Here is a 24,699-nt window from a genome sequence, read left to right on the forward strand (position 1 = left end):
TTGCGACCCGAAAAAACATCTTATTTTCCCGGAACCAACGTGTTGACACCCTGAAAGATCCCCCTTAAAACCCCGCGTCAACGCCGGTTAACCCCGGCAGGATGGCGGTGTAGCTCAGTGGTAGAGCAGGGGAATCATAATCCCTTGGTCGGCGGTTCAAATCCGTCCACCGCTACCATCCCTTTTCCCGAAAACAGAAAATAGACAGTGGCAGCATCCTGTTTCGTGGGACTGTTTCCTGTATTCTTTCGGGCATGATCAAAAAGCCCCTCGCCGTCGTGACGATGGTTTACAACGAGCCGGAACATTTGCAGTTGTGGCGCCGTCATTATGGCGCACAGGTTGGAGAAACCGCCTGTTATGTCATCGATCACGGCTCGGACGACGGCTCGACCGCATATCTGGGACAGGTCAATGTCGTCCGCATTCCGCGCTCCCCACAGGATGACGAACGCCGGACCCGCGCTATCGGCAAGTTCTGCGACAGTCTGCTCGAATGGTATGACAGCGTCATCTATACGGATGTGGACGAAATCCTTCTTGCCGATCCGGCATTCGTCCCGTCCCTGACGGAACTCGCGCTTCTGAACCGGTCTCCGGTCGTCACCGCCACAGGTTTTGACGTCATTCATATCCCGGACGAGGAAGCTCCGTTCGATTACAGCCGCCCCTTCTCGCTCCAGCGCCTGCATCTCCGCTTTTCCAGCGCAATGTGCAAGCCGGTCCTCACCCGCATCCCCATCACCTGGGCACCGGGCTTTCACTGCTGCGAAGAAGCTGTTCCCAGCCTTGCAGCCCCGCTCTTCCTGTTTCATCTGCGCTATGCCGACCTGCCTTCGGGACTGGAGCGGCTGGAACGCACGCGCAGGCAGCCCTGGGTCTCAGAAGATGTCGGGCGTCACCAGCGCCTTGAGAACACGGACTGGGAAAACATGCTGCGTGCCATGGCCGGACTTCCCCGAAGCGACAGCACACTGGACAGCCGCGATGAACGCCTGACCCAGTGGCGCCAGCAGGTGGAAGACAGCGCCCAGTCACGCCTGCACGACCGCTATCGCCTCGACCTGCATTTGAGCGGAACCGAACTCTGGCGCCTGCCCGACCGCTTCGTGGGGCGTGTCTGAGGCATAAAAAAACCGGCTCCTTATAGAGCCGGTTTTTTCGTTTCAGTCCGCTTCGGCTTCAGCCGTGCGACGGTCCTGATCTTCATCCGAAGACCGCTCGGACCCGTATTCCGCGTCCTGTTCCTGTGAGGGCTGCTCGTCCTCATTCCGCTCGCCACGCGGCTCCCTGCGATCTTCATAGGCGCGCTGACGCTGCTGCTGGCGCTCGTTGCGTTCCTGCTGGCTCTTCTCGGCAGCCTGGTTCATGGCGTTGAGAATACGGAAGTAGTGCTCCGCATGCTGAAAATACGCTTCTGCAAGAATGCGGTCGCCAGTTCCGGTCGCGTCGCGGCCGAGCTGGAGATACTTCTCGAACAGCTGCTGCGCCGTACCGCGGACCCGCAGATCGGGTCCGTTACTGTCAAACACATGGTTGCGGTTCAGAGGTGTCTGGGCATTGCTGCTGCGTGATGGCCCACTGCCCGCACGATGATGCCGGCCTCTTATGCGCTTCATATTCATCGACCCGTGATGCACTTTCATGATGACGTGGACCGTTCTGCAACCGCAGAAAGTTCCGACCGCCGCTGTCGAAAAAGACGTCTGTCTGTTCCGCTATGGCTGAACCCGGCTCAGCCAGTCTTCCATCGTCAGTGCATGATGACATGAACGATGGGCAAAGATACGCCTGACAGTGCTGATAAAACACCCTCAAATCGCATGCATTGGCTTTAGCAATACCAAGTTCCGTCAGTCAAGCCAACGGTTTTTCGCCACGATCCGCCCTCACCCGTCCGATTGCAGGACCAGGGCCCTGTCCACGCCACCCAGATCAGCCCTGCGCGCGACTTTCCGCAATCCATTTTCCGCCCCAAGCGTGGACACCGCATCAATCTGGCCAATGCCCATTTCCAGGATCGCGTGACCACGCGGCACCAAAAGGTCTGGCAGAGCCCTGCACAGGATACGGTAGGCTTCCAGCCCGTCCGTGCCACCATCCAGAGCCCTAGCGGGCTCGTACTGCACGACTTCCGGCATCAGCCCGGCCAGATCCCCGGTCTCGATGTAAGGGGGATTGGACAGAACGACGTCAAATCGGGCGTTCAGCGCATCCGCCCAGCTTCCGGCCAGAAAGGCACTGCGCTTCTCCAGTCCTGTGCGAATGGAATTACGCCGTGCCAGTGCCGCCGCCTGCGGAGACAGATCCACGCCGATACCCCTCGCCTGCGGATATTCGGACAGGGCCGCCAGCAGCAGGCAGCCTGTTCCGGTTCCAAGATCGAGAATGGAGAGCGGCGCGCTGCGATCCGGACAGACATCCAGCAGGGCTTCGATCAGGGCTTCACTGTCGGCACGGGGAATGAGCGTGTCACGCCCCGTCTCCAGATCCAGGGTCCAGAAGCCCGTCTCTCCGGTAATGAATGCCAACGGCTCCCGTTTCAAACGCCGCTTCAGAGCCTCTGCGAATCGCGATTCCTGTGCAGGTTTTACACCATCCAGAGACAGCAGACCGCCCAGATCCCGCCCTGTCGCCCAGCACAGCAGAAGCCGGGCTTCACGGCGCGCATCATCGATCCCGGCCTGCTCCAGCGCCTGTGAGGCCTCGCGCAAAAGATCATCTTTGGCCATCATCATTCAAGCGAACCTGTTATAGTTGGTGTCATGAAGCCCAAACGCGCCTTCCTCTATTCCGCCCTGCTGCTTGGCTGCACGCTCAATCCTGTTCACGCCCAGTCGGAACTGTCCACGGAGCTGCCCCCGTCCTTTACAGTGACGGACGAGCGCGCGCCCGAAGAAATTTCGGAAGTCTCACGCCTCTATCTGGACGGCAATCTGGTTGCGACCTTCAGGCTGGGCCTGTCCAAGGCGCACGAGACGCAGACGATCCCGCTTCCAGTCGGCCGCTTCGATGTCGATTATGCCCTGTGTGGCGAAATCACCATCGTCCATAACGGTCATCAGGAAACCCATCAGGTCAGCAGCGAAGGCCAGCTCCACCATCCCGAAGGCCATTCGCTCGACGCCGTGGGGACCAACAACTTCACTGATTTCTTTCTGGTCGATTACGACGATGCCGCTGTCGCCACACACCGGCATGGCCGTGCCGCCGTCTGCGCGACACCGAATACCTGAGGCTCAGAACCCTTCGGCGGCGAGCAGTTCCGTCTGCTCTTCGCGGGTTAGAGCATCGATGATCTCGTCGAACTCGCCGCCCATGATCCGGTCGATCTTGTAGAGCGTCAGGTTGATCCGATGATCCGTCACGCGCCCCTGCGGGAAATTATACGTCCGGATGCGCTCCGAACGATCGCCCGTCCCGACCTGTGATTTCCGGTCAGCAGCCCGGGTGGCATGAAGCTGCGCGAGTTCCCGCTCATAGAGCCGGGCCCGCAGGATCTTCATGGCCTTGGCCTTGTTCTTGTGCTGGCTTTTCTCTTCCTGCATCGCCACGACAATGCCACTGGGCATATGTGTGATGCGGACCGCACTCTCCGTCTTGTTGACATGCTGGCCGCCCGCGCCAGAAGCCCGGTAGACGTCGATCCGCAGATCATCGTCATTGACCGTCACATCGACTTCTTCGGCTTCAGGCAGTACGGCCACGGTCACGGTCGAGGTATGAATCCGTCCCTGACTTTCCGTCGCCGGAACACGCTGCACCCGGTGCACACCGGATTCGTATTTCAGCCGCGCGAAAACAGATCGGCCGGAAATGGTCGCCATGCCTTCCTTGAGGCCGGCTACCTCGTTCTCGGCATATTCCATGACTTCAAAACGCCAGCCATTCTGCTCGGAAAAGCGGCGATAGGCATCGAACAGTTCCGCTGCGAACAGGCCTGCCTCATCGCCACCCGCTGCGGGACGGATTTCAAGAATGGCGCTGCGTTCATCTGCCGCATCTTTCGGCAGAAGCGCAAGCCGCAGGGCATGCTGAAGATCGGGCAGCGTCGCCTCGATCTCCGCCAGCTCCATCTGGGCGAGTTCACGCATTTCCGGGTCATCAAGCAGGGCCTGCGCCCCGGCTTTCTGTTCCTCAGCGCTTTTCCACGCCTGAATGGATGCGACCACAGGCTCCAGCTCGGCATATTCCTGCGACAGACGGGTGAAATCCTCACCCGTCAGCTCGCCGGAAGACATCAAGGCCTGGACTTCCTCCGAACGCGCGACAATCCGCTCAAGCCTGTCGTCAAAGGCCATCTGTTCAGGCGCGTCCTGCGCTCAGAATCCGCGCCAGATCCGCAACCGGCACTTCCTGCTGCTCGCGGCTGGAGAGGTCACGAAGCTGCACGATATTCTTGGCGATTTCCTTATCGCCCAGAACAATCGCATGGGATGCACCGGACTTCACCACACGCTCCATGCGCTTCTTCATGTTGCCGCGGGTCTCGATCTCCGCTCGCAGACCAGCAGAGCGCAGAGCGCGAGCAATGGACGCGGCTTTGAGGACGGCTTCATCTCCCATCGGAACCAGCGCAATACCGGCCGGAAGTTCGGGAACGGAATCCAGCAGCATCGCCAGACGCTCGATCCCGCCAGCCCAGCCGATCGCCGGAATAGCCGGACCACCCATCTGTTCTACAAGACCTTCATACCGGCCACCGGCCAGCACCGTGCCCTGAGCGCCAAGCTTCGAGGTCACGAACTCGAACGCCGTGTGGCTGTAATAATCAAGGCCACGAACGATGCGCGGGTTTTCCACGAAATCCACGCCAAACGCCTGGAGGCTGGAGCGCAACCCGTCCCAGAACTGGCGGGAGGCGTCGTTCAGATAGTCTGCAAATGCCGGAGCATCGTCGAGCAATTTGCGGTCCTGTTCAGACTTGCTGTCCAGAATCCGTAGCGGATTGGCTTCGAGACGGACACGGCTTTCTTCCGACAGCGCATCCGCATGATCGCGGAAATACGCCACCAGAGCCTCACGCCAGGCCTGACGGCTGGCCAGATCGCCAAGCGTGTTGAGCTCCAGCGTAACGTGATCGCCCAGACCCAGCTCGCGCAGAATGTCCTGCGCCATGGCAATCGTCTCGGCGTCCCGCAGAGGGCTCTCTGCACCGATCAGTTCCGCACCAATCTGATGGAACTGCCGGTAACGCCCCTTCTGCGGACGCTCGTAGCGGAACATCGGCCCGTGATAGAACACCTTCTGCGGCAGGGACTGCGTCAGGCCATTCGTAACCAGTGCCCGGCAGATCGCCGCCGTGCCTTCGGGGCGCAGAGTGATGCTCTCACCGCCGCGATCCTCGAACGTGTACATCTCCTTGGACACGACATCGGACGTCTCACCGAGCGTGCGCGAAAAGACGCGCGTATCCTCGAAGATCGGTGTGCTCCATTCCTCGAAACCATAGGTCCGCAGCACCCTGCGGGCCGTCTCCACGACATGGTGGTGACGACGCATGGTCTCGCCGATGAGGTCATGGGTGCCGCGTGGGGGCTGAAGTCCTGACATCAGCTGGCTGCCGGGTCCATCTGCTTGGCCGTGGAGGCCTCGACCTTGCCTGCCTCGATGTCCGAAACCTTCTTTTCCACCAGTTCGACGATATGCTCGATCATGTCGCCAGCCGGCATCGTGTGGTCCTGACGGCCCGCGGCATAGACCATGTGACGGCCATTGCCGCCGCCGGTCACACCGATATCGGTCATCAGAGCCTCACCGGGGCCATTCACCACGCAGCCGATGATGGACAGCGTCAGCGGCGTCTTGATGTGCTGCAGGCGGTCTTCCAGCGTCTGCACTGTCTCGACGACGTTGAAGCCCTGACGCGCACAGGACGGGCAGGAAATAATCTTCACGCCACGATGACGCAGGCCAAGGGACTTCAGGATGTCCCAGCCAACCAGCACTTCTTCTTCCGGAGCGGCGGAAAGCGAAACACGCATCGTATCGCCCACACCGGCCCAGAGCAAATTGCCCAGACCAATGGAGGACTTCACGGTGCCCGCACGCTTGGAGCCGGCTTCGGTGATGCCGATATGCAGCGGATGATCACAGCAATCCGCAAGCTGCTGATAGGCTGCGACCGCCATAAACACGTCGGAGGCCTTCACACTAATCTTGAACTCATGGAAGTCGTGATCCTCGAGGATCTTCGCGTGTTCCAGAGCGCTTTCGACCAGAGCTTCCGGGTTGGGCTCACCGTATTTTTCGAGCAGGTGCTTTTCGAGCGAGCCGGCATTCACGCCGATCCGGATGGAGCAGCCATAATCCCTGGCGGCGTTGACGACTTCACGCACACGCTCGGCGCTGCCGATATTGCCCGGGTTGATACGCAGGCAGGCCGCACCGGCCTTCGCGGCTTCGATGGCGCGCTTGTAGTGGAAGTGAATGTCCGCGACGATCGGAACATTCACCTCACGCACGATTTCTTCCAGAGCAGCCGTGCTGGCTTCGTCAGGGCACGATACGCGCACGATGTCCACGCCCGCCAGTTCGGCGCGGCGGATCTGCTCGATCGTGGCCTGCGCATCGGATGTCAAGGTGTTGGTCATGGTCTGCACGGAGATCGGGGCATCACCACCGACCGCAACCTTGCCGACATGGATCTGGCGCGACTTGCGACGCTCGATGTGCTGATAGGGACGGTAGCTGCTCATGATTTACCTCTTCGTGCCCGGAAAGGACCGGGAGCTCTGACCCAGTGGGCTCTATTCAGGGGCATTGAGCCCCCCTGACTGATATAAGGGTTTAATGCGATGGCGACGATTGTTCCAGCGGCTGATGTTCAAGCTGCCGGGCATTCAGGTCATCTGCCGAAACATCATGTGACGGCGGCGATATTTTCCGCGGAGCCGGAGGCGGTTTCACAGTCACAGGGGCTGGCGGTCCAGCCTGCGGTGCAGGACCAGCCGGTGCGGGAGACGGCGTGCTGGGCTGAACCGGCAGAGCGACCCCTGATCCGAACATACCAGACCGGATGGCGTCCGCCGTCACCTCAACATTGCGGCGGACCTGCCCTTCCCGGCCGAGCGGCGCACTGGTCGCCCCGGCCGTGGTGAGGACAACACCGCCGGCATTGCCGAAAGACATTTTGAACGGTGCACCAGCAGGATCGCCCTGCCAGCTCTCACCAGGCTGCATCACGCGCGACATCAGGACGTGACCATCCCGGTCCCGGATCTGCGTCCAGACGGGTGACAGCGTCCTGACAACAACAGCTCCTTCGGGAACCGCAGGCGGCAGATCCGTTGCAGGTTCGCCGTTTGGCGTGTTCTGCGCAGACGCGGCCGTATCCGCTGGAGGCGCTTCTGCATTGTCATCTGCCCCGGATGCAGGAGTCTCCGGAGCCTGATTCGGAACCGGCGCGGATGGCGACGTCTGGGTCGTTTCCGGCGCAGGCGATGTAGGTGCTGGAACCGGCACGGCTGTGGGGGCAACCGGAGCTGGCGTTACGACCGCGGGAGCATGAGGCTCCGGCGTCGGCGCACGCCCCGGCATCACGGAGGCAACCTGCGGTGATGTGGTGGCCGGCGTTGCGGCGCCCGGCATCAGTTCTGCTACCGCTGGCACCTGCCGCTGTGCCGGCGTGTCATGATCCGTAAAGCGGTACCAGCCCACATAGGCCGCTGCCACAACCACGAGCCCTGCCCCGACCAGAACACCGATCGGCAGCCCCCGGTCGCCTTCCGGCTGGGGAAACACCAGATCCGGTTTGCGGGTGACAGCACCGCGCGTGTCGCGGCGGAAACGCTCGACCAGCGCATCTGCATCAAGCTGCATGGCATGAGCATAGGTCCGCAGGAAACCCACGGCATAGGCTACGCCCGGAAGCCGTGCCAGGTCATCGGCTTCAAGTGCGGCCAGAAGCTTCGGCCGGATCCGCAGCCATTCCGCCACGTCTTCAAGCCTCCAACCCAGTTCCTCGCGGCGCTCACGCAGCACCGTTCCGACACTTGGCTGGTCGGAAGGCTGCGAAAACGGGCGATTTGAGGATGGAGGAGACATGACCGAAATCCGTTAGCCTGGAGCGTGGATACGGGTTTCGCGCTGTTTGATGGCATCCACAGCCTGTTCAACCAGCGTTGCAATGATTTCGGCGACCGGACGGACTTCCTTGACCATGCCTACGGACTGCCCGGCCATGACCGAACCTGTTTCCACGTCACCCTCGATGACCGCACGACGCAGGGCACCGGCCCAGTAATGTTCGATCGAAAGCTGGGCTTCTTCCTTCGTCAGCTCACCGCTCTGGAACTTCTGGAGCGCTTCGCCCTGAAGCCGCGCATACCGGCGCCCGCCTTCGTTCGAAAGACCCCGCACCGGGATGACGGGGAACAGCTCGTCGAGCTGTACGGTCGTCACGGCATCACGGGCATTGGCACGCAGGAAGGCCTTCTTGAAGTTCTCATGCGCGATGCTCTCCTCAGACGCAGCAAAGAGCGTTCCAAGCTGAGCACCAGCTGCACCCTGCTCCAGATAAGACAGGATCGCGTCGCCACGGCCCAGACCACCCGCAACGAAAACGGGAACATCACGGATATGCGGCAGGATTTCCTGCGCCAGCACCGTCAGGGAGACCGGGCCGACATGGCCGCCCGCTTCCGAGCCTTCAATGATCAGGGCCTCAATCCCCATCCGCACCAGACGCTTGCCCAGAGCCAGCGCCGGGGCAAAGCCGATCGCCCGCGCCCCGCCATCGCGCACCTTGCGGATCGTGGCACTGTTCGGAACGCCGCCTGCGAGCACAATATGCGAGACATCATGCGCCAGACAGACATCCACCAGCCGGTCCAGTTCGGGGTGCATGGTGATGAGATTCACGCCAAACGGGCGCTTCGTCATTGCCTGCGTGGCAACGATTTCTTCTTCCAAACGCTCGGGTGACATCGCACCACAAGCGATGACGCCGAATCCACCGGCATTGGAAATCGCGGAAACCAGATGCCGCTCGCTGACCCAGGACATAGCGCCCCCGAGGATGGCGACTTCGCTCCCGAGGAAATCACAGCCCGGCTTCCACAGCCGGTCCAGCGTCGCGCGGGCGTTCAGGGTTTCGCTCACGCGTCGGCTCCTTCTTTGGCATCAAGGCCATAAGCCGTATGCAGTGCGCGCATGGCCAGTTCGGTATATTCGGAATCAATCAGCACGGAGATCTTGATCTCGCTCGTGGAGATGACCTGCACGTTGATGCCACGATCGGCCAGCGTGCGGAACATTCGCGCGGCCAGACCGGCATTCGAGCGCATGCCGATACCCACAACACTGATCTTCACCACGTTGTGGGACGTGATCAGTTCGCCATACTGGATATATTCGCGGGCCTTCTCCAGCACGGCGCGGGCCGCGGCTTCGTCAGACTTGCTGACCGTGAAGGTCATGTTCGTCATGTTATCCACGCCGACGCTCTGGACGATCATGTCAACATTGATGTTCGCGGCTGCCAGCGGGTCGAAAATCGCAGCGGCGATGCCCGGACGGTCCGGAATGTTCCGCACGGAGATTTTCGCTTCGTCATGCGAGTTGGCAATCCCCGCAACCAGTTCCTTCTCCATGATCTCGTCCTCATCAACCACAATCGAACCGCTGTCGTCATCCGTCTCGGCGAATGATGACAGCACCCGCACCCGGACGCCCTCGCGCATGGCGAGACCGACACTGCGGGTCTGAAGTACCTTGGCGCCTACGGAAGCCAGTTCAAGCATCTCCTCATAGGTGATGCGATCCAGCTTCTTGGCGCGTTTCACGATGCGCGGATCGGTCGTGTAGATCCCGTCCACATCGGTATAGATATCACACTGATCGGCATTGATGGCAGCCGCGACGGCCACGGCGGACGTATCCGATCCTCCGCGTCCCAGAGTCGCAATGCGACCATCGGGGCCGACACCCTGGAAGCCGGCCACAACGGGCACGACATCATCATCCAGACAGGCCAGCAGCGCCGTGCCGTCCACGCTCTCGATGGCGGCCTTGCCATGCGCGTCATCCGTCACGAGCGGGATCTGCCAGCCCTGGAACGACCGTGCCTTCACGCCGAGCGCCTGAAGCGCGATGGACACAAGCCCGCTCGTCACCTGCTCGCCGGCGGCGACAACGGCATCATATTCTTTCGGATCGGCCAGCGGATCCAGTTCGGCACAGTAGCCGACCATCCGGTTCGTAACACCGGCCATGGCGGACACCACGACCGCAACCCGGCGCCCGCGGTCATGTTCTGCTTTCACGCGTTTCGCAACGTTCCGGATACGCTCGATATTTCCGACGGATGTCCCGCCGAATTTCATGACAACCGTCTTCCGTTTCCCGTTTTCGCCCTGGACGGCGGCATGGGGATCGGCACGACCGGAAAGCTGGTCGCGGACGGGAGTATCGGGCATGGACATCGCGGATTGGGCTCCAGTACGTGTCTGGCGTTGCGCGCTCGGGTCTGGCATCGGGTAGGGCAACGACATGCAAACCGCCCGGCACCTGAACAGACTCTGCCGGTCCACATACTCGTCTCGCTCCGTCACGTCCAGATGACGCGCAGCAGACAGGCACACAGAAGGACAGTTCCGATGCCTACAGATACGTCTTCAGGACAGGATTCCAGACGCTCCTCCGTCTCTGAATCCGAAATCGCCCATTTCAGCGCCCTGGCCGAAGACTGGTGGAATCCACGCGGCCCCATGGCCCCGCTTCACGCCATGAACCCCCTGCGTACCGAATGGGTCAGCCGCCATGTGGCTCCGCTGCGCAAAACATCCGAGCAGCCCCTGACCCTGCTCGATATCGGCTGTGGCGCCGGTCTGGCCAGCGAGGCCTATGCCAAGCTTGGCTTTGACACGATTGGAATCGACGCCAGCGCTGCGGGCATCCTCGCAGCAGAAACCCATCTGGCCGAGCATCCCCTTCCGTCAGAGGCAGCTTTGCTGTCCTACCGCAATGGCAGCGCGGAAGACCTTGTGGCGGAGGGCGCGCAGTTTGATGTCGTCAACGCCCTTGAGGTCATCGAGCACGTCAACGATCCGCAGGACTTCCTGATCATGCTGGCCACGCTGACGAAGCCGGGTGGCATGGTCGCGGTGTCCACCCTGAACCGGACCCCGCGCTCCTTTGCCGTCGCCAAGCTTGGTGCGGAGTACCTTCTGCGGATGCTGCCTGTGGGTACGCATGACTGGAAGAAATTCATCAAGCCTGACGAACTGGCTGCCATGGCCCGTCGTGCAGGCCTGCGCATGCTGGACATCGCGGGGATGAGCTATGTGCCGTTCGAATGGCGTGAAACCCGCGACACTGGCATCAATTACATCGCGATCTTCCGCAAGGACTGAACAAAAAAGGACGGTTGCAGCGAAATGTCCCGCTGCAACCGCCCTTTCCCGGAACAGTGCTCGATCAGACCTGCGTGTTCATGAACGCAAAGGTCGTCGGGCTGCCGACGGGCGTGAAATTGTTCGTAAACGCAATTTCGCCCGTCTTCTTGTCCACTTTGAAAGACGTGACCGCATCCGAGCGCTGGTTGGCGCAGAACAGGAACGCGCCGGACGGATCGAACATCAGCGCGCGGCCGTAATCCGCGTGCATCCAGACCTCGTCCTGAAGCGTCAGGGTTCCGTCCGTCCCGATGGCGAACACGGCCAGCGAATCACCCAGGCGGTTGGAGACGTAAACGAACTTGCCACTGGCGGAGATCAGGATTTCTGCTGCCAGCGTCGAGCCGCGGAAATGCGACGTGACGGTGCTGACGGTCTGGATATCGTCTATTGCGCCTGTTGCCGGATCGAAATTGGAAACGACCACCTTCGAATCCTGCTCGCACAGATTGTACAGGATGCGGCCGGAATGATTGAACTGGAAGTGGCGCGGCGCCGAACCCGGTTCCATATCGTAATAGGGCGTCTTGGCCGGGATCAGCTTGCCGGTATCGATATTCAGCGTCCAGACATACACCCGGTCCAGCCCTGCATCATCCGACAGCACGAACTTGCCGCTCGGGTCAGAATGGATCATATGCGGATGCGAGCCCGAATGGTCGGACACGGCAAAATTGCCCTGTGGATTGTCCGAAGCCCGCTCCGGCTGGCGCGGTCCCGTGTTGTGCACGACGTCTGACGCCTCACCCAGCGACCCGTCAGAGCGGATCGGCAGAACGGCAACACAGCCACCAACATAGTTGGCCACCAGCACATAGCGACCCGAATGATGGATGCTCAGATGCGCCGGAACAGCGCCTTTCGAGCTGACAACGTTCAGCTTGCGCAGCGAACCCGTCTTGGGATCGATCGCAAACGCCGTGACGGACCCGTCACCATCCTTGTTGAAATCGTCGATCTCGCTGAGCGCATACAGGAAGCGCTGGTCCTTCGAGATGGCAAGGAAGGAGGGGCTTGCGATGTCGGTGAACGTCGTGATCGGTGTCAGAACACCCGTATCCCGATCCATGTCGAAGACGGAGATGCCCTGCCCGTTTCCGGCCCCGCCTCCTGGCGGCCCGTGTTTCGTATATCCGCCGACAAAGCAGATCGTCCTGGACACAGGCTTCGGTGGGGGCGGAGGCGTCGGGACGGTCTTTTCAGGGTCAGCGGCGCCGGCAACGCCGGTACCGGCTGCAGCAACGCCTGCAACCAGCCCGACCGCAAAGCTGCGACGGGAAACAGGGTGGGACATGATGGGTCTGCATTCCTTTCGGTGTGGCGGAGTTAAAACGCCGCTGCCAGGGTAAAGGCGCATTCCCGACCCGGACGCCGTTTTCCCGGTGACAGACTCAGTGAGCATCCTTCGGCAGTTTGCATTGTGGCCCAACGGGCGGACCATTATAGCGGCTCCAGGTCTGGGTTTCACCCAGAAGAGGCATCCCCAGAACGAATCCGCGCAGTTTCAGAATATTGGGCTGGGATACCCATATCCGCGCCTGATAGACTCGTCCGGTCCGCGGATCAAGAATATGGCCCTGCCACTTGCGGTCCTCAATTGGGACAAAGTCTGTCAGCATGCGGATTCCACACTGTGACCGTCCCCAGACGTCCTTGGGAACCGCGCCGTCATACGCCATGCCAATCAATTGTCCGCAGAGCATGTGACCACAGGGCTCAATGGAAAAGAGACCGTCATGCTCTTCGGACAGCCACAGACCTTCTTCCGGAATATCGGACGGAGGTGGAGCGGACTGGGCGTACGCACCGGTGAGAGATGTCACAGCCAGCAGGACAGCTGCAAAAAAGCCTGCTCCCCGCATTCAGACCTTGCCCAGCAGGGCATCAAGGCGCCCCGCACGATCAAGTGCCATCAGATCGTCACACCCCCCCAGACCCTTACCGTCCACAAATGTCTGCGGCACGGTCCGGCTGCCGGAGCGGCGAATGGAGTCTTCTCGCTCGACTGATCCATGTGGCGCGTTGATTTCCTGAAACGCCACACCCTTGGAGCGAAGCAGGCTCACGGCATGCACACAATACGGACATCCAGGCTGGGTAAAAATCTCGATTTTCGGCATAGGATCCTCATTCCTGGACAAAGCGCGGGTTCTGTTCATCCACTCTCCCGGTCCGTGCTGCAACCAAAATATCCACGCTCGCCGCACCAGCCTTCATCAAAGCCGCCGTGCAGGCCGTTGCGGTAGAGCCTGTCGTCAGCACATCATCAACCAGCAGAACGGCCTGGCCCTGTATCCGAACGTCACGGCCTTTCCGCATCCGGACCGCCTGTTCCATCTCCTGCTCACGTTCACCGGCGGGCAACCGGGCCAGTGCCCTTGTGGGCCGGACACGCTGCAGAGCATCCACCACACAGGGCAGACCCGCAAGCCGGGAAATGGCCTGCGCCATCAATGCAGCCTGATTGTAGCGCCGCTTCCACAATCGGGTGCGATACAGAGGCACAGGCACAACCACCGTGGCGTTCTTCAGCAGTTCTGCGCCTGAAGCGGCCATCTGACGGGCCAGCACTGCGGCATTTTCAGTATGATCGGAATATTTGAGTGGGAGGATCAGGCGGCGTGACCAGGCATCATAGACGAAGGCCGCCCTCGCCGAGCGCCATAATGGCGGATGGGCCTGACAGGCCGCGCAGCAGTTCTGCGCCCCTCCCAGCCCTTCGTTTTCCAGCGGAACACTGCACCGGTGACAGCATGGCGCAACAATCCGCCGTGCCGCCTGAAAGCACGTCCCGCAGAACGCCCCTTCCGTCATGACTTCCGTACCGCAGGCGGCGCAGGTCGGAGGCAGGAGCGTATTCAGAACAAGACGCGCGCCGCGGGTCAGAAGCTTTGGCATCCTATCGCGGCAGCAGCCTGAGCGTGACAAGGGATGCGTCGATCAGGACCTTGCCCTGATGCTGGAAATTGACGGTTACCCGCTCTCCCACAGCAGACTGCACCTGCCCCCAGCCCCATTCGGGATAATCGGGATGTTCAACGATCTGGCCGGGCTCGAGGAAAGACTGGAACGGTCCGGTCACTGGCAAACCTGCCAACTGACCGGAGCCGATCCCGTTTCAGTGCCCTGCATTCTCGCCAGAGAAATCAGGAGCTTCAAGGCCGGATGCTTCAAGCTGGGACGCCAGAGCGCTTTTCAGGCGATCCAGCCCTGCTTCGTCGCGGGCCTCGGCGCGCGCCACCAGCACCGCCTGCGTGTTGGACGCCCGAAGCAGCCACCAGCCATCCTGCGTCTTGACGCGAACGCCGTCGATCTCGGACACATCAGCGCCTTCGGTGCGCAGACGTGCGGCCACTTCCCTGATGACCTCGAACTTACGCGTATCATCGCAGTTAAAGCGCAGTTCAGGCGTCGTGACCGTCACCGGCAGGCTGTCACGGAAGTCCGAGAGCGGTCCCGGCAGACGTGAGACGATCCCAAGTACCCGTACGGCGGCATAAAGCGCATCATCAAAGCCGTACCATTTGTCGGCAAAGAAGATATGGCCGGACATCTCACCTGCAAGCGGAGAGCCGGTTTCAGCCATCTTGGTCTTGATGAGAGAATGGCCGGTCTTCCACATCAGCGGCTGACCACCGGCCTTTGCGACTTCATCGAACAGGATCTGGCTGGCTTTCACATCCGCGATGATCGTCGCACCCGGATGACGGCTCAGAACATCCTGCGCCAGAAGAACCAGCATCTGGTCGCCCCAGAAGATCTGCCCCCGGTTATCGACAATACCGATCCGGTCCGCATCACCATCAAAAGCGATCCCCAGATCAGCCTGCTTTTCGTCAACAGTCCGGATCAGGTCCTGCAGGTTTTTCTCAACCGTCGGATCCGGATGATGGTTGGGGAAATGCCCATCAATATCCCCGAAAAGAATGGTATGCTCTCCGGGCAGACGCTCGACCAGACGTTTCAGGACATCGCCCGCTGCCGAATTGCCATTATCCCAGACAACCCGCAGCGGCCTGACACCGTCATAATCCTGCACAAGACGATCAATATACCGGGCAGAAATATCAACGAAGGCAGACGATCCTTCCGTTTCCGGCAGAACATCACCCGAAGCGGACAGGCGGCCCAGTTCACGGATCTGATCACCGTAGAAGGGCTTGCCGCCCATCATCATCTTGAAGCCGTTGTAATCGGGCGGATTATGGCTGCCCGTGACCATGACGGCGCCATCAGCATCATCAACTACGGATGCGAAATAGAGCATGGGCGTTGGCCCACACCCGATCCGTGTAACCTCTGCTCCGGACTCGACAGCGCCGCGAACCAGCGCCTCTTCCAGAGCCGGTGAAGACAGGCGCCCGTCATATCCAACCACGATCCGCTTCCCACCGGCGCGGATCACCATGCTCGCGAATGTGCGACCAATGGCAAAGGCGTCGGCGGGATGCAGCGTCTTGCCGACGATCCCGCGGATGTCATATTCCCGCAGGCTCGTCGGATCAAAATCATGCCGAAATGGCATCAGGCGGCGTCCACGTACTGTTTGTACTTCTTGAGGAAGGACTTCACGGAAGCGCCAAGATCCTCGCGATCGATCGAGAACGCGATCTGAGCTTCAAGGAAGCCTGCCTTGTCACCGCAGTCATAGCGCGTGCCTTCGTAGCGCAGACCATGGAACGGTACTTCACCGATCGTCTTGGCCATTGCATCCGTAAGCTGCACTTCATTGCCTGCGCCACGTTCCAGCTTCGCCAGATACTTCATGACGTCGGGTGTCAGCACATAGCGGCCGATGATGGACAGGTTCGACGGTGCGTCTTCCGGAGCAGGCTTCTCGACCAGTCCCTTGACCTCGACGAGCTTGCCGTCATCGCTGCCGACATCGAGGATACCGTAGCGGTTTGTATGCTCGGGCGGGACTTCCGTCACGGCCACGACGTTACCACCGGTCTTGTTGTATGCCTCAACCAGCTGACCAATGCAGCTGCGGCCCTTGACGATATCGTCCGGCAGCAGGATGGCGAACGGGTCATCCCCGATGAAAGAGCGCGCACACCAGATGGCATGCCCCAGGCCCAGCGGTTCCTGCTGACGCACGGCCACGAGGGAGCCCGCTTCCACACTGCTGGGTGCAAGCGCTTCAAGTGCACTTTTCTTGCCGCGCTCCTTGAGCGTTGCCTCAAGCTCATAGGCAATATCGAAATAATCGATCAGGCTGTCCTTGCCCCGCCCGGTGACCAGGCAGAACTCTTCAATTCCTGCTTCGCGCGCTTCATCGATCGCATACTGGATCAGCGGCTTGTCGACAACAGGAAGCATCTCCTTCGGCATGGCCTTGGTCGCGGGCAGAAACCGCGTTCCGAGACCGGCAACAGGAAGAACAGCTTTTTTCAGTGGCTTGATCACGAAACCTCACACATCAGCCGAAAATGACGCCCGACCGCCGAACCGGAAGTCCAGACGCTCTCAAGGACGCAACGAGGAATAACTCTGTCTCAGTAGTCTGGCAACAAGATGGCACAGACCAGAGAACTGCTTAGCAACTTTTCAGTCCTTAACAGGGTTTAATTTTTATGATGTGTGATTTGTACTGGGATACACTGACATCAAAATGTCAGTGGTGCGGCCGAGAAGACTCGAACTTCCACGGGGTTGCCCCCACAAGCACCTCAAGCTTGCGCGTCTACCATTCCGCCACGGCCGCCCCGTGACAAACGGTCCTGCGTGGTGCATGACCGTCCGGTGTGGGAGGGGCTATAGCCGATGCCGGAAACGAGGGCAATGACCCGGAATGAGATTTGTGAAGAAATTTTGTGGAAATCCACGCCGGGGCTGACGCCCTATCCCGAAGCGCTCGCCTTCATGGAAGCGCGCGCAAAGGAGATCCATCAGGAAACGTCAGCACCCCTGGTCTGGCTGCTGGAGCACCCGCCTGTCTTTACAGCCGGCACGTCCGCCAAAGATGCTGATCTCTATAATCCGCATGGATACCCGACTTACGCGGCCGGGCGCGGAGGCCAGTGGACCTATCATGGGCCGGGACAGCGCCTTGGCTATGTCATGCTGGACCTGACGCACCAGAACGGTACCGTCCCTCCCCGCGATTTGCGGGCTTTCGTGGCGGGACTGGAAGGATGGATGATCGATTCACTTGCCCGGCTGGGCGTTGAAGCGTTTACGCGGGAAGGACGAATCGGTGTCTGGACGATTGATCCCCTCACCGGCCTGGAAGCCAAGATCGGCGCACTGGGCATCCGTGTCAGCCGCTGGGTGAGCTGGCATGGCGTTTCGATCAATGTCAGTCCGGATCTGAACGACTTTGACGGCATCGTTCCCTGCGGCATCCGCGAATTCGGCGTCACCAGTCTCCAGCGATTCGACAGCAGCCTGACGATGAAGGATCTCGATGACGCCTTGGCGGCGTCATGGCTGGAGCGCTTTGGCTCTATCCCGCGGGCGGCGTAAAGACGGAGGGTACGATCATCACGCCCTGCCGTACGTCGGAGAGCAGGACACCGAAATGATGTTGCCGGGCATCCACACCCTGTAATCCGATCAGGCTGAGCTGGCCGTTCACGTCCGAAAACTGGATCGTCAGCAGTCCCTGGGACGGATTATCCGCCTGCGCCACGGAAACCTGAAGCGATCCGTTTCCGTGGCGGACATCCGTCACCTGAACGTCGCCATCAAATCGGATCGGATATTTCAGCAGCAGCCCGAGCGGATTATGCCTCAGCGACAGATGCGTCACAGCACCTGTTCCCTGATCGGCCAGCACGAGATGTCCCTCTCCGGCCACCAGCTCCATCGGGTGTGGCACGATGTAATCCAGCCTCAGATGCCCCGGAACATACGAAAACCGCCCTTCGCTCTGTCCGGCATCCGGCCCACGCTGCACGAAAGCGGCTTGCAGTCCCCGGATGCCGTTCAGATAGGCCTCGATGCGACGCACATCGCTTTGTTCCGACTGAGGCAGGTTCCCATAACCGCTCGTCGCACAGCCAGACAGCAGCAGAAGAGCCAGCAGGGCGCGTTTCATGGTGTTTTCTCTCCGTGCAGGACCAGTGACAGTGCATGAAGGCCCGAACTGAACTCTCCGGCCAGAAGTCCATTGACCAGCCGGTGACGGGCCACCCGGTTCAGGCCATCGAAACGGGCGCTCGTGATGGCAACATTGAAATGCGTCTCTCCGCCACCGCCAAGCGCCTTTGCACCGGCATGATGGGCGTGCCGTGCACTGTCATCATGAATTTCGAGCTTGCTCGGTGCAAGTTCACGCTGAAGGATTTCCGTGATCCGGTCCCGTCGGCTGCCCGGCTGGGTAGAGGAACGTGAAGCTGTTTCAGACATAGTAAAATCGTCCGGCTTGAGGAATGCCCGCTTGCATAGGGCCACTGTGATTGCCCATATCAGACACCATGCAGCGCAAATCCACCAGACACCGGGCTTTCGATCCCGATCCTGACGCGCCGGAACAGGTCTGTGACCATCCGGGCTGCAATGAACCTGCCGGCTATCGGGCGCCGCGCGGACGCGATGCCCTGCGCTCTTATTTCTGGTTCTGCCTCGACCATGTCCGCGAATACAACTCCCGCTGGGATTTCTATCGCGGCATGACGCCAGGCCAGATTGAGGCGCATCTGCGGGCAGACGTGTCCTGGCAGCGGCCGTCATGGAAGCTTGGCACGGGAACAGCCAACAAGGCGGAGTTCAACGAGGAGGACATCCTTGATCCGCTGGACATTCTCGGGGCGACCCGTCACAGCCGCGCCGAACGTGCGAAAGATGCCGCGCGCCAGCGTGCATCCGCCCAGGCCGCCGGGATACCCGAGCCCCTGCGCCAGCCTCTGGCAACGCTGGATCTGACATGGCCGGTCTCGTTCGATGAGGTAAAGAGCCGTTACCGCGCCCTCGCCCGCCAGCATCATCCGGATGCCAATATCGGCGATGCGAAATCCGAAGAGCGGTTCAAGGCCATCGGATCGGCCTATGCGGTTCTGAAAGTTCATTTCACGCGTCAGGACGATTTCGTTTCCTGAATTTTTAGACTGGAACAGAGACCGCCAAGGCTCCATCTTCTCCAGAACGTCCTGATCCAAAGCCAGAGAAAGCCTAAGAGCACCATGAGCGATTTCGCAACGATCGAAACCCCGGAAGCCGTGACCACCGCTGAAAACGCTGCCGTCCCGACCAGCGTTCTTGGGGCTCCGGACCGCATGGTGTCGTCGGCCGAGGTTTTCGGTATCCGCACGGACATGCAGGTTCCGGCCTATTCGGTCCGCACCGAGCATGTTCCTGACATCGACCCGTCCTACAAGTTCGACGAAGACACGACCCGCGCCATCCTCGCAGGCTTTGCTTTCAACCGTCGCGTCATGATCCAAGGCTTTCACGGCACCGGCAAATCGTCCCATATCGAACAGATCGCTGCCCGCCTGAACTGGCCCTGCGTCCGGATCAACCTCGACAGCCATGTCTCGCGGATCGATCTGATCGGCAAGGATGCGATCGTGCTCAAGGACGGCAAGCAGGTTACCGAATTCCGCGAGGGCCTGTTGCCCTGGTGCCTCCAGCATCCCTGCGCCCTGATCTTTGATGAATATGACGCGGGACGCCCGGATGTGATGTTCGTGATCCAGCGTGTGCTCGAAGCCGAGGGGCATCTGACGCTTCTGGACCAGAACCGCGTGATCCGGCCCAACCCTGCTTTCCGCCTGTTTGCTACTGCGAATACGGTCGGTCTGGGCGATACGACAGGTCTGTATCACGGCACCCAGCAGATCAATCAGGGCCAGATGGACCGCTGGAATATCGTCGCCACCCTGAATTACCTGCCGCTGGAACAGGAAGTCAGCATCGTGACGTCCAAGCTGAAGATTCCGGCAGAAGATAAGGATGCCACGACATTGGTCGAGCATATGGTCGCTCTGGCGAACCTGACGCGTGCGGGATTCATGGCCGGTGACATCTCCACCGTCATGTCCCCGCGTTCCGTCATTGCCTGGGCCGAAAACAACCGTATTTTCAATGACGTGGCGTTTTCTTTCCGGCTGACCTTCCTCAATAAGTGCGATGAAGCCGAGCGTGGCATTGTGGCTGAGTACTATCAGCGCTGCTTCAACGCCTCGCCGCTGGCCTGATCCCTTGTCCGCTCCCAAGAATCCCCTGACTGACGAACAAAAGCAGGAACGCTTCCGGCAGGCGACTGTCGCCACCCTGCGCGCCATAGGTGGGGCGCCGGAACAGGGTGTGGATTTCCAGGGCGCCGTCAAAGGAAGCCAGCAGAACCAGTCCGGCGCCGACAGCGTGGAACTTCCGCATCTGTCGCGCCACATGCACGACTGGGAAATCCGCAAGATCCGTGGGGCTGCGGATGCTGCTGCGCTGCGGATGCGGTACCACGCTGAAAAAACTGCCAGCGCGCCGTCAGAGCCTCTGGCCCGACAGGCTTTCGATACGCTCGAACAGGCCCGTTGCGAGGTCTATGGGTCACGCCACATGGCCGGTGTTCGTGCCAATCTGGAACAGCGCGTCGCCCAGCATTGTGCCGAAATGGGCTGCAATCGCATGAAAACGCGCGAGGACATGCCGGCTCCTGTTGCGCTCGATCTCCTTGCCCGCGAGGCCATGAGCGGCCATCCCATGCCGGTGCAGGCCGGTCCGGCGCTGGATGAATGGCGTGCTTCCCTGACCCCGGCCGCCAAGGCCGCTCTGGAAGACATGGCCCGTACCCAGAGCGATCAGGCTGCGTTTGCGCGTGCGACAACCCGCTTCCTCGGTGCCTGCCATCTGACCAGCGTGCCCGATGAGGACGAGGAGCAGATGGCACCGTCTGATCTGCCGTCTGACGAAGAGGAAACAACGGACAGCGACGCTCCCGAAGCGGATGGTCAGGACCAACAGGCTCCTGCTGCAACGGAAGAGGAAGAAGAAGGCTATCAGCCTGAGAGTGGCGAAACCGGTCTGTCAGGCGAAAGCGACGCCAGTGAAGCCGCCGAGATGTCCGAAGATGGCACCGAGGAAGCGGCAGGCCCTTCGGATCAGCAGGCCGATGCTGGCCCGTCGGAAGTCCTCAACAGCTACAAAGCCTATACGACTGATTTTGACGAAGAGGTCAGCGCCTCGGATCTGTGCGATCCGGACGAACTGGAGCGTCTGCGCCAGAAGCTTGACCAGCAGATGTCCCAGTTGCACGGTCTCGTCTCCCGTCTGGCGCACCGGCTGCAGCGCCGCCTCATGGCCCAGCAGCAGCGTCGGTGGGAGTTCGATCAGGAAGAAGGCATCATTGACGCCGGGCGCCTGTCCCGTGTCGTGACCAACCCGACGATGCCACTGTCCTGCAAGCATGAATGCGAGACAGAGTTCCGCGATACGGTCGTCACCCTTCTGATCGACAATTCCGGCTCCATGCGTGGGCGGCCGATCGGCACGGCGGCCATCTGCGGCGACATTCTGGCCCGTACGCTTGAGCGTTGTGGCGTGAAGGTCGAAGTTCTGGGCTTCACGACCCGCCAGTGGAAAGGTGGCCAGAGCCGTGAGCGCTGGCTGAAGGCCGGTCGACCGGCTGAACCGGGACGACTGAATGATCTGCGCCATATCATCTACAAGGATGCGGATACGCCCTTACGGCGCGCCCGGCGTAATCTGGGCCTGATGCTACGCGATGGTCTGCTCAAGGAAAACATCGACGGCGAAGCCCTGCTCTGGGCCTGGAAACGCCTGCGCCGTCGCTCGGAGCATCGCCATATTCTGATGGTGATTTCCGATGGTGCGCCTGTGGATGACAGTACGTTCTCCGCCAATCCGCACAACTATCTGGAAGACCATCTCCGGCAGGTGATCGCCCGGATCGAAGCGGACCAGAGCACGGAACTGCTGGCCATCGGCATCGGCCATGACGTGACGCGCTATTACCGCAACAGCGTCACCATCAGTTCCGCCGAAGATCTCGGCGGAACCATGATGTCCCAGCTCAGCGCACTGTTCGCGCCCGCAGGCGCTCGTCGCGCAACGCGATAACCGCTTCCAGCATCCGGTTGGTATGGACGGTTGTGGTCCGGTGATTGACGATCGCCGCCCGCACCGCCAACTGGCCGTTGATTCGTGTCGTGGACGGTGCAGCGATCCCGCTTTCGTGCAGGTCCTGCACCAGTTCCGAGACTTCGGCATCATCAAGCCCATCAAGACCAAAGCAGACGATATTCAGCGTGACAGGGGCCAGCAGGACTAGTCCTTCCGTCCGCTCAACCCGCTCGGCCAGATCCGCCGCGACATCGCAGCATGTCTCGACCATCTGCCCCATGCGCTCCGATCCGTAGTGCCCGAGCGTCATCCAGACCTTGAGCGCCCGGAACCCGCGGGACAGATCCGGCCCGAAATCACAGAACCAAGGCGCGCCGGCAGCCAGCCCGCGTTCCTCGCGCGTCAGGTAATCCAGAGACTGCGCAAAGGCCGCCGCGTGTTTATGGCTGTCACGCACAAGCACACAGCCCGCGTCATAGGGAACCTGCGCCCATTTGTGGAAGTCGAACGCCAGACTATCCGCTTTCTCAATTCCGGAAAGCCGAGCCTGAAACCGGTCTGACAGGCAGGCCAGCGCGCCGAAAGCCGCATCGACATGAAACCAGAGGCCAGCCTCGCGGGCGACGGCCTCGATTGCCGCCAGATCATCAATCGCGCCACAATCAACCGTCCCGGCCGTGCCGGCCACCATGAATGGCACCAGACCAGCTTCACGGTCAGCCGCGATCATATCCCGCAGGGCCAAGACATCCATGCAATGATCCGCCAGAACCGGAACGCGGCGAAGTGCATCGCTACCCAGCCCTGCGAGATCAAAGGCGCGCGGCAGGCATCCATGAGCAGTCGTCGCAGCATAGCCCACAAAGCCACGGCCACCGACACCTTCCCGCCGCATGGACAGATCCTGCGCCCGGCTTGCGGTAATCACGCTGATGAAATTGGCCATGGACGATCCGGTCACCAGACAGCCAGACCCGTCCCGCGGCATTCCGACCATTTGGAGCGCCCAGCGGATCACCTCACGCTCGACCTCAATCGGTGCATGATCCCGACCGCCGCAATTGGCGTTCAGTCCGCCCGCCAGCATTTCAGCCAGCATCCCGACCGGCGTACCCGCGCCATGTACCCATCCCATGAAACCGGGATGCGTGTTTCCCACGCCATAAGGTACGACCAGTTCAAGGTATCGCCCATACAGTTCATCGAGCGAATGTCCCTTTTCTGGAAGACCTTCCTTCATGGCCTGACGCGCATCAGGCGGCATGGGACGCCAGACCGGTCCCTCGCCCACATGTTCCATGCGGTCGAAAACCTCATCCAGCATCCGGTGCCCGATCTCCCGGATACCGCGCCAGTCGGTGGGGTCCAGTCCGGCCATGATTATCCCTTCACCTGAAATCCATCAGGTGTTTGCGATACAGGGCCATTCCCGCAATGTCACGTCAGCAAAAGGCTTAGAGCAGAGCGGAATACAGCGAGGAACTGCTGTCACTGCTTGAGTTTCCCGTGAAGAGGGAAAGAATATCGGTCGTGGATCCGTCCCCACCATACAGGGTCAGCATGCTTGCGGGTGTTGTGGTCGCCGTGGGATGGATCTGCAGCAAAGCAAGATACTGCTGCGCAAACTGCTGGATCCCCTTGGTGGTGCTGAGCTTGGACATATCCAGCTTCGATCCCAGCAGACGGACCTGCTGGTCGTAATCCAATGCACCGAACTGCGTGGTATCAAAACCGGAGACAACCTCGGCCACCTTCAGGAGCTTCGGATCCGACATGACATTGGCAAGAGTCATGTCCGTCGTGGCTGTACGGGTGAAATACAGCGCATCCCCAAGGCCCGGCGTCTCTGTCTGCAGGCTGTCTTCATAGCTGTTGGTCAGATAGCTCTGGGTAATGCTCTGCACCGTGTCAGGAGAGGACAGCGGCGAGGTCGTCCAGTCGGAAAAGGCATTTGCAAAGGCCTTCCAGGAGGAGTTCCCGCTGGTCTGTGCAAGGGATGTCGAGGATGTCGGGTCCTGCGTCATAAGTTTCTGGATGACCGCAGTCTCACCAATTGCCGAGGACATTCCGTAAGCCCCCAGCACAACCTTGAGCGCCTTGTAGTTTTTCAGAAGCTGCTCCGGTGTCTTGATCGTAGCCGCATCCTGCTTGAAAGCCGCAACAGCCTGCTGGGTGGAGACGCTTGTTTTTTCCCACTTGTTCGCCGAAGAGTCTTCATCCTTGATGATGGAGACATACTGAGGGATTGCGGGCATGGCGGAGATGGAAGAAGACACGC

26 protein-coding genes and 2 tRNA genes are annotated in these 24,699 nt (G+C 60.6%); 8 read left to right on the top strand and 20 right to left on the bottom strand.

Annotation, left to right across the window (positions count from 1 at the left end):
- The first annotated feature begins 103 nt into the window (after nt 1–103).
- Together HKD24_RS01880 and HKD24_RS01885 are read left to right on the top strand one after the other, a co-directional pair.
- Nucleotides 104–178 (top strand) — tRNA-Met (locus HKD24_RS01880).
- Between the two features lie 76 nt (nt 179–254).
- Nucleotides 255–1,124, top strand: a complete 870-nt coding sequence (locus HKD24_RS01885) for a glycosyltransferase family 2 protein (RefSeq protein ID WP_194258774.1) — start codon at nt 255–257, stop codon at nt 1,122–1,124.
- A gap of 42 nt (nt 1,125–1,166) precedes the next feature.
- On the opposite strand, the gene HKD24_RS01890 is transcribed toward HKD24_RS01885, so the two are convergent.
- Entirely contained in the window at nt 1,167–1,625 is a 459-nt protein-coding gene (locus HKD24_RS01890) for a DUF4167 domain-containing protein (protein WP_228124118.1), read from the bottom strand.
- A gap of 264 nt (nt 1,626–1,889) precedes the next feature.
- Nucleotides 1,890–2,735: a peptide chain release factor N(5)-glutamine methyltransferase gene (gene prmC / locus HKD24_RS01895; protein WP_194258914.1), complete on the bottom strand. Its 846-nt coding sequence runs from the start codon at nt 2,733–2,735 to the stop codon at nt 1,890–1,892.
- Nucleotides 2,736–2,765: 30 nt separating this feature from the next.
- On the opposite strand from prmC, the gene HKD24_RS01900 reads away from it, so the two are divergent.
- Complete coding sequence (locus HKD24_RS01900) at nt 2,766–3,236, top strand: hypothetical protein (RefSeq protein WP_194258776.1); 471 nt, start codon at nt 2,766–2,768, stop codon at nt 3,234–3,236.
- Between the two features lie 3 nt (nt 3,237–3,239).
- On the opposite strand, the gene prfA is transcribed toward HKD24_RS01900, so the two are convergent.
- The 6 genes from prfA to HKD24_RS01930 all read right to left on the bottom strand — a co-directional run bounded on the left by prfA (nt 3,240) and on the right by HKD24_RS01930 (nt 10,424).
- Complete coding sequence (gene prfA, locus HKD24_RS01905) at nt 3,240–4,301, bottom strand: peptide chain release factor 1 (RefSeq protein WP_194258777.1); 1,062 nt, start codon at nt 4,299–4,301, stop codon at nt 3,240–3,242.
- 4 nt (nt 4,302–4,305) lie between these two features.
- Complete coding sequence (gene hisS, locus HKD24_RS01910) at nt 4,306–5,553, bottom strand: histidine--tRNA ligase (protein WP_194258778.1); 1,248 nt, start codon at nt 5,551–5,553, stop codon at nt 4,306–4,308.
- Complete coding sequence (ispG, locus tag HKD24_RS01915; protein WP_011251636.1) at nt 5,553–6,698, bottom strand: flavodoxin-dependent (E)-4-hydroxy-3-methylbut-2-enyl-diphosphate synthase; 1,146 nt, start codon at nt 6,696–6,698, stop codon at nt 5,553–5,555. The genes hisS and ispG overlap by 1 nt, the downstream gene beginning before the upstream one ends.
- 91 nt (nt 6,699–6,789) lie before the next feature.
- Nucleotides 6,790–8,046 (bottom strand): helix-turn-helix domain-containing protein, encoded by a 1,257-nt coding sequence (locus HKD24_RS01920; protein WP_194258779.1) that lies wholly within the window; start codon nt 8,044–8,046, stop codon nt 6,790–6,792.
- 12 nt (nt 8,047–8,058) lie between these two features.
- Nucleotides 8,059–9,102, bottom strand: a complete 1,044-nt coding sequence (locus HKD24_RS01925; RefSeq protein WP_194258780.1) for an NAD(P)H-dependent flavin oxidoreductase — start codon at nt 9,100–9,102, stop codon at nt 8,059–8,061.
- Nucleotides 9,099–10,424 carry an aspartate kinase gene (locus tag HKD24_RS01930; protein WP_194258781.1) on the bottom strand — a complete coding sequence of 442 codons (1,326 nt, stop codon included), beginning with the start codon at nt 10,422–10,424 and terminating at the stop codon, nt 9,099–9,101. Before HKD24_RS01930 ends, HKD24_RS01925 begins: the two co-directional genes overlap by 4 nt.
- Nucleotides 10,425–10,598: 174 nt before the next feature.
- On the opposite strand from HKD24_RS01930, the gene ubiG reads away from it, so the two are divergent.
- Nucleotides 10,599–11,354, top strand: a complete 756-nt coding sequence (gene ubiG / locus HKD24_RS01935; RefSeq protein WP_194258782.1) for a bifunctional 2-polyprenyl-6-hydroxyphenol methylase/3-demethylubiquinol 3-O-methyltransferase UbiG — start codon at nt 10,599–10,601, stop codon at nt 11,352–11,354.
- A gap of 64 nt (nt 11,355–11,418) precedes the next feature.
- On the opposite strand, the gene HKD24_RS01940 is transcribed toward ubiG, so the two are convergent.
- The 8 genes from HKD24_RS01940 to HKD24_RS01975 form a co-directional block, all read right to left on the bottom strand.
- Nucleotides 11,419–12,690, bottom strand: coding sequence for a lactonase family protein (locus tag HKD24_RS01940; RefSeq protein ID WP_194258783.1), 1,272 nt, complete (start codon nt 12,688–12,690; stop codon nt 11,419–11,421).
- A 97-nt stretch (nt 12,691–12,787) separates the two neighbouring features.
- The gene (locus tag HKD24_RS01945; RefSeq protein ID WP_407646342.1) at nt 12,788–13,219 is read right to left on the bottom strand and encodes a DUF2147 domain-containing protein; all 432 of its coding nucleotides are present in this window, start codon (nt 13,217–13,219) and stop codon (nt 12,788–12,790) included.
- 39 nt (nt 13,220–13,258) lie between these two features.
- A complete protein-coding gene (grxC, locus tag HKD24_RS01950; protein ID WP_194258785.1) occupies nt 13,259–13,516 on the bottom strand; it encodes a glutaredoxin 3 in 258 nt (85 codons plus the stop codon).
- A 7-nt stretch (nt 13,517–13,523) separates the two neighbouring features.
- Complete coding sequence (locus tag HKD24_RS01955) at nt 13,524–14,294, bottom strand: ComF family protein (protein WP_228124106.1); 771 nt, start codon at nt 14,292–14,294, stop codon at nt 13,524–13,526.
- A gap of 1 nt (nt 14,295) precedes the next feature.
- Nucleotides 14,296–14,484 (bottom strand): DUF3553 domain-containing protein, encoded by a 189-nt coding sequence (locus tag HKD24_RS01960; protein WP_228124120.1) that lies wholly within the window; start codon nt 14,482–14,484, stop codon nt 14,296–14,298.
- A gap of 30 nt (nt 14,485–14,514) precedes the next feature.
- On the bottom strand, nt 14,515–15,921 hold the full coding sequence (pgmG, locus tag HKD24_RS01965; protein WP_194258787.1) for a phosphoglucomutase/phosphomannomutase PgmG: 1,407 nt from the start codon (nt 15,919–15,921) through the stop codon (nt 14,515–14,517).
- Nucleotides 15,921–16,805, bottom strand: a complete 885-nt coding sequence (galU, locus tag HKD24_RS01970) for a UTP--glucose-1-phosphate uridylyltransferase GalU (RefSeq protein ID WP_194258788.1) — start codon at nt 16,803–16,805, stop codon at nt 15,921–15,923. Before galU ends, pgmG begins: the two co-directional genes overlap by 1 nt.
- A 212-nt stretch (nt 16,806–17,017) precedes the next feature.
- Nucleotides 17,018–17,103: transfer RNA gene (locus HKD24_RS01975), tRNA-Leu, on the bottom strand.
- 77 nt (nt 17,104–17,180) lie between these two features.
- Between HKD24_RS01975 and lipB the strand changes: the two genes are divergently transcribed.
- A complete protein-coding gene (gene lipB / locus HKD24_RS01980; RefSeq protein WP_194258789.1) occupies nt 17,181–17,864 on the top strand; it encodes a lipoyl(octanoyl) transferase LipB in 684 nt (227 codons plus the stop codon).
- On the opposite strand, the gene HKD24_RS01985 is transcribed toward lipB, so the two are convergent.
- Nucleotides 17,845–18,438, bottom strand: a complete 594-nt coding sequence (locus HKD24_RS01985; protein ID WP_194258790.1) for a LolA family protein — start codon at nt 18,436–18,438, stop codon at nt 17,845–17,847. The genes lipB and HKD24_RS01985 overlap by 20 nt on opposite strands.
- Nucleotides 18,435–18,749: a BolA family protein gene (locus tag HKD24_RS01990; protein ID WP_194258791.1), complete on the bottom strand. Its 315-nt coding sequence runs from the start codon at nt 18,747–18,749 to the stop codon at nt 18,435–18,437. Before HKD24_RS01990 ends, HKD24_RS01985 begins: the two co-directional genes overlap by 4 nt.
- 68 nt (nt 18,750–18,817) lie before the next feature.
- Here HKD24_RS01990 and HKD24_RS01995 point away from each other — a divergent pair, with 68 nt between their 5' ends.
- The 3 genes from HKD24_RS01995 (at nt 18,818) to HKD24_RS02005 (ending at nt 22,418) form a co-directional block, all read left to right on the top strand.
- A complete protein-coding gene (locus HKD24_RS01995; RefSeq protein ID WP_194258792.1) occupies nt 18,818–19,438 on the top strand; it encodes a DnaJ domain-containing protein in 621 nt (206 codons plus the stop codon).
- 84 nt (nt 19,439–19,522) lie between these two features.
- On the top strand, nt 19,523–20,539 hold the full coding sequence (cobS, locus tag HKD24_RS02000; RefSeq protein ID WP_194258793.1) for a cobaltochelatase subunit CobS: 1,017 nt from the start codon (nt 19,523–19,525) through the stop codon (nt 20,537–20,539).
- 4 nt (nt 20,540–20,543) lie between these two features.
- Nucleotides 20,544–22,418, top strand: coding sequence for a cobaltochelatase CobT-related protein (locus HKD24_RS02005; protein WP_194258794.1), 1,875 nt, complete (start codon nt 20,544–20,546; stop codon nt 22,416–22,418).
- On the opposite strand, the gene HKD24_RS02010 is transcribed toward HKD24_RS02005, so the two are convergent.
- Together HKD24_RS02010 and HKD24_RS02015 are read right to left on the bottom strand one after the other, a co-directional pair.
- Entirely contained in the window at nt 22,372–23,799 is a 1,428-nt protein-coding gene (locus HKD24_RS02010) for a pyridoxal phosphate-dependent decarboxylase family protein (protein ID WP_194258795.1), read from the bottom strand. The genes HKD24_RS02005 and HKD24_RS02010 overlap by 47 nt on opposite strands.
- A gap of 76 nt (nt 23,800–23,875) precedes the next feature.
- Entirely contained in the window at nt 23,876–24,697 is an 822-nt protein-coding gene (locus HKD24_RS02015; RefSeq protein WP_194258796.1) for a DUF1217 domain-containing protein, read from the bottom strand.
- Nucleotides 24,698–24,699 lie beyond the last annotated feature (2 nt).

Origin of the sequence: Gluconobacter vitians, assembly GCF_015244565.1 — a bacterium.
Lineage (GTDB): Bacteria > Pseudomonadota > Alphaproteobacteria > Acetobacterales > Acetobacteraceae > Gluconobacter > Gluconobacter vitians.

Excerpts from the sequence above, each read along its gene's own strand:
- HKD24_RS01885 (WP_194258774.1), top strand. The coding sequence starts at position 255 with ATGATCAAAAAGCCCCTCGCCGTCGTGACGATGGTTTACAACGAGCCG.
- HKD24_RS01890 (WP_228124118.1), bottom strand. The coding sequence starts at position 1,625 with ATGAATATGAAGCGCATAAGAGGCCGGCATCATCGTGCGGGCAGTGGG.
- prmC (WP_194258914.1), bottom strand. The coding sequence starts at position 2,735 with ATGATGGCCAAAGATGATCTTTTGCGCGAGGCCTCACAGGCGCTGGAG.
- HKD24_RS01900 (WP_194258776.1), top strand. The coding sequence starts at position 2,766 with ATGAAGCCCAAACGCGCCTTCCTCTATTCCGCCCTGCTGCTTGGCTGC.
- prfA (WP_194258777.1), bottom strand. The coding sequence starts at position 4,301 with ATGGCCTTTGACGACAGGCTTGAGCGGATTGTCGCGCGTTCGGAGGAA.
- hisS (WP_194258778.1), bottom strand. The coding sequence starts at position 5,553 with ATGTCAGGACTTCAGCCCCCACGCGGCACCCATGACCTCATCGGCGAG.
- ispG (WP_011251636.1), bottom strand. The coding sequence starts at position 6,698 with ATGAGCAGCTACCGTCCCTATCAGCACATCGAGCGTCGCAAGTCGCGC.
- HKD24_RS01920 (WP_194258779.1), bottom strand. The coding sequence starts at position 8,046 with ATGTCTCCTCCATCCTCAAATCGCCCGTTTTCGCAGCCTTCCGACCAG.
- HKD24_RS01930 (WP_194258781.1), bottom strand. The coding sequence starts at position 10,424 with ATGTCCATGCCCGATACTCCCGTCCGCGACCAGCTTTCCGGTCGTGCC.
- ubiG (WP_194258782.1), top strand. The coding sequence starts at position 10,599 with ATGCCTACAGATACGTCTTCAGGACAGGATTCCAGACGCTCCTCCGTC.
- HKD24_RS01940 (WP_194258783.1), bottom strand. The coding sequence starts at position 12,690 with ATGTCCCACCCTGTTTCCCGTCGCAGCTTTGCGGTCGGGCTGGTTGCA.
- grxC (WP_194258785.1), bottom strand. The coding sequence starts at position 13,516 with ATGCCGAAAATCGAGATTTTTACCCAGCCTGGATGTCCGTATTGTGTG.
- HKD24_RS01955 (WP_228124106.1), bottom strand. The coding sequence starts at position 14,294 with ATGCCAAAGCTTCTGACCCGCGGCGCGCGTCTTGTTCTGAATACGCTC.
- pgmG (WP_194258787.1), bottom strand. The coding sequence starts at position 15,921 with ATGCCATTTCGGCATGATTTTGATCCGACGAGCCTGCGGGAATATGAC.
- lipB (WP_194258789.1), top strand. The coding sequence starts at position 17,181 with ATGACCCGGAATGAGATTTGTGAAGAAATTTTGTGGAAATCCACGCCG.
- HKD24_RS01985 (WP_194258790.1), bottom strand. The coding sequence starts at position 18,438 with ATGAAACGCGCCCTGCTGGCTCTTCTGCTGCTGTCTGGCTGTGCGACG.
- HKD24_RS01990 (WP_194258791.1), bottom strand. The coding sequence starts at position 18,749 with ATGTCTGAAACAGCTTCACGTTCCTCTACCCAGCCGGGCAGCCGACGG.
- HKD24_RS01995 (WP_194258792.1), top strand. The coding sequence starts at position 18,818 with ATGCAGCGCAAATCCACCAGACACCGGGCTTTCGATCCCGATCCTGAC.
- cobS (WP_194258793.1), top strand. The coding sequence starts at position 19,523 with ATGAGCGATTTCGCAACGATCGAAACCCCGGAAGCCGTGACCACCGCT.
- HKD24_RS02010 (WP_194258795.1), bottom strand. The coding sequence starts at position 23,799 with ATGGCCGGACTGGACCCCACCGACTGGCGCGGTATCCGGGAGATCGGG.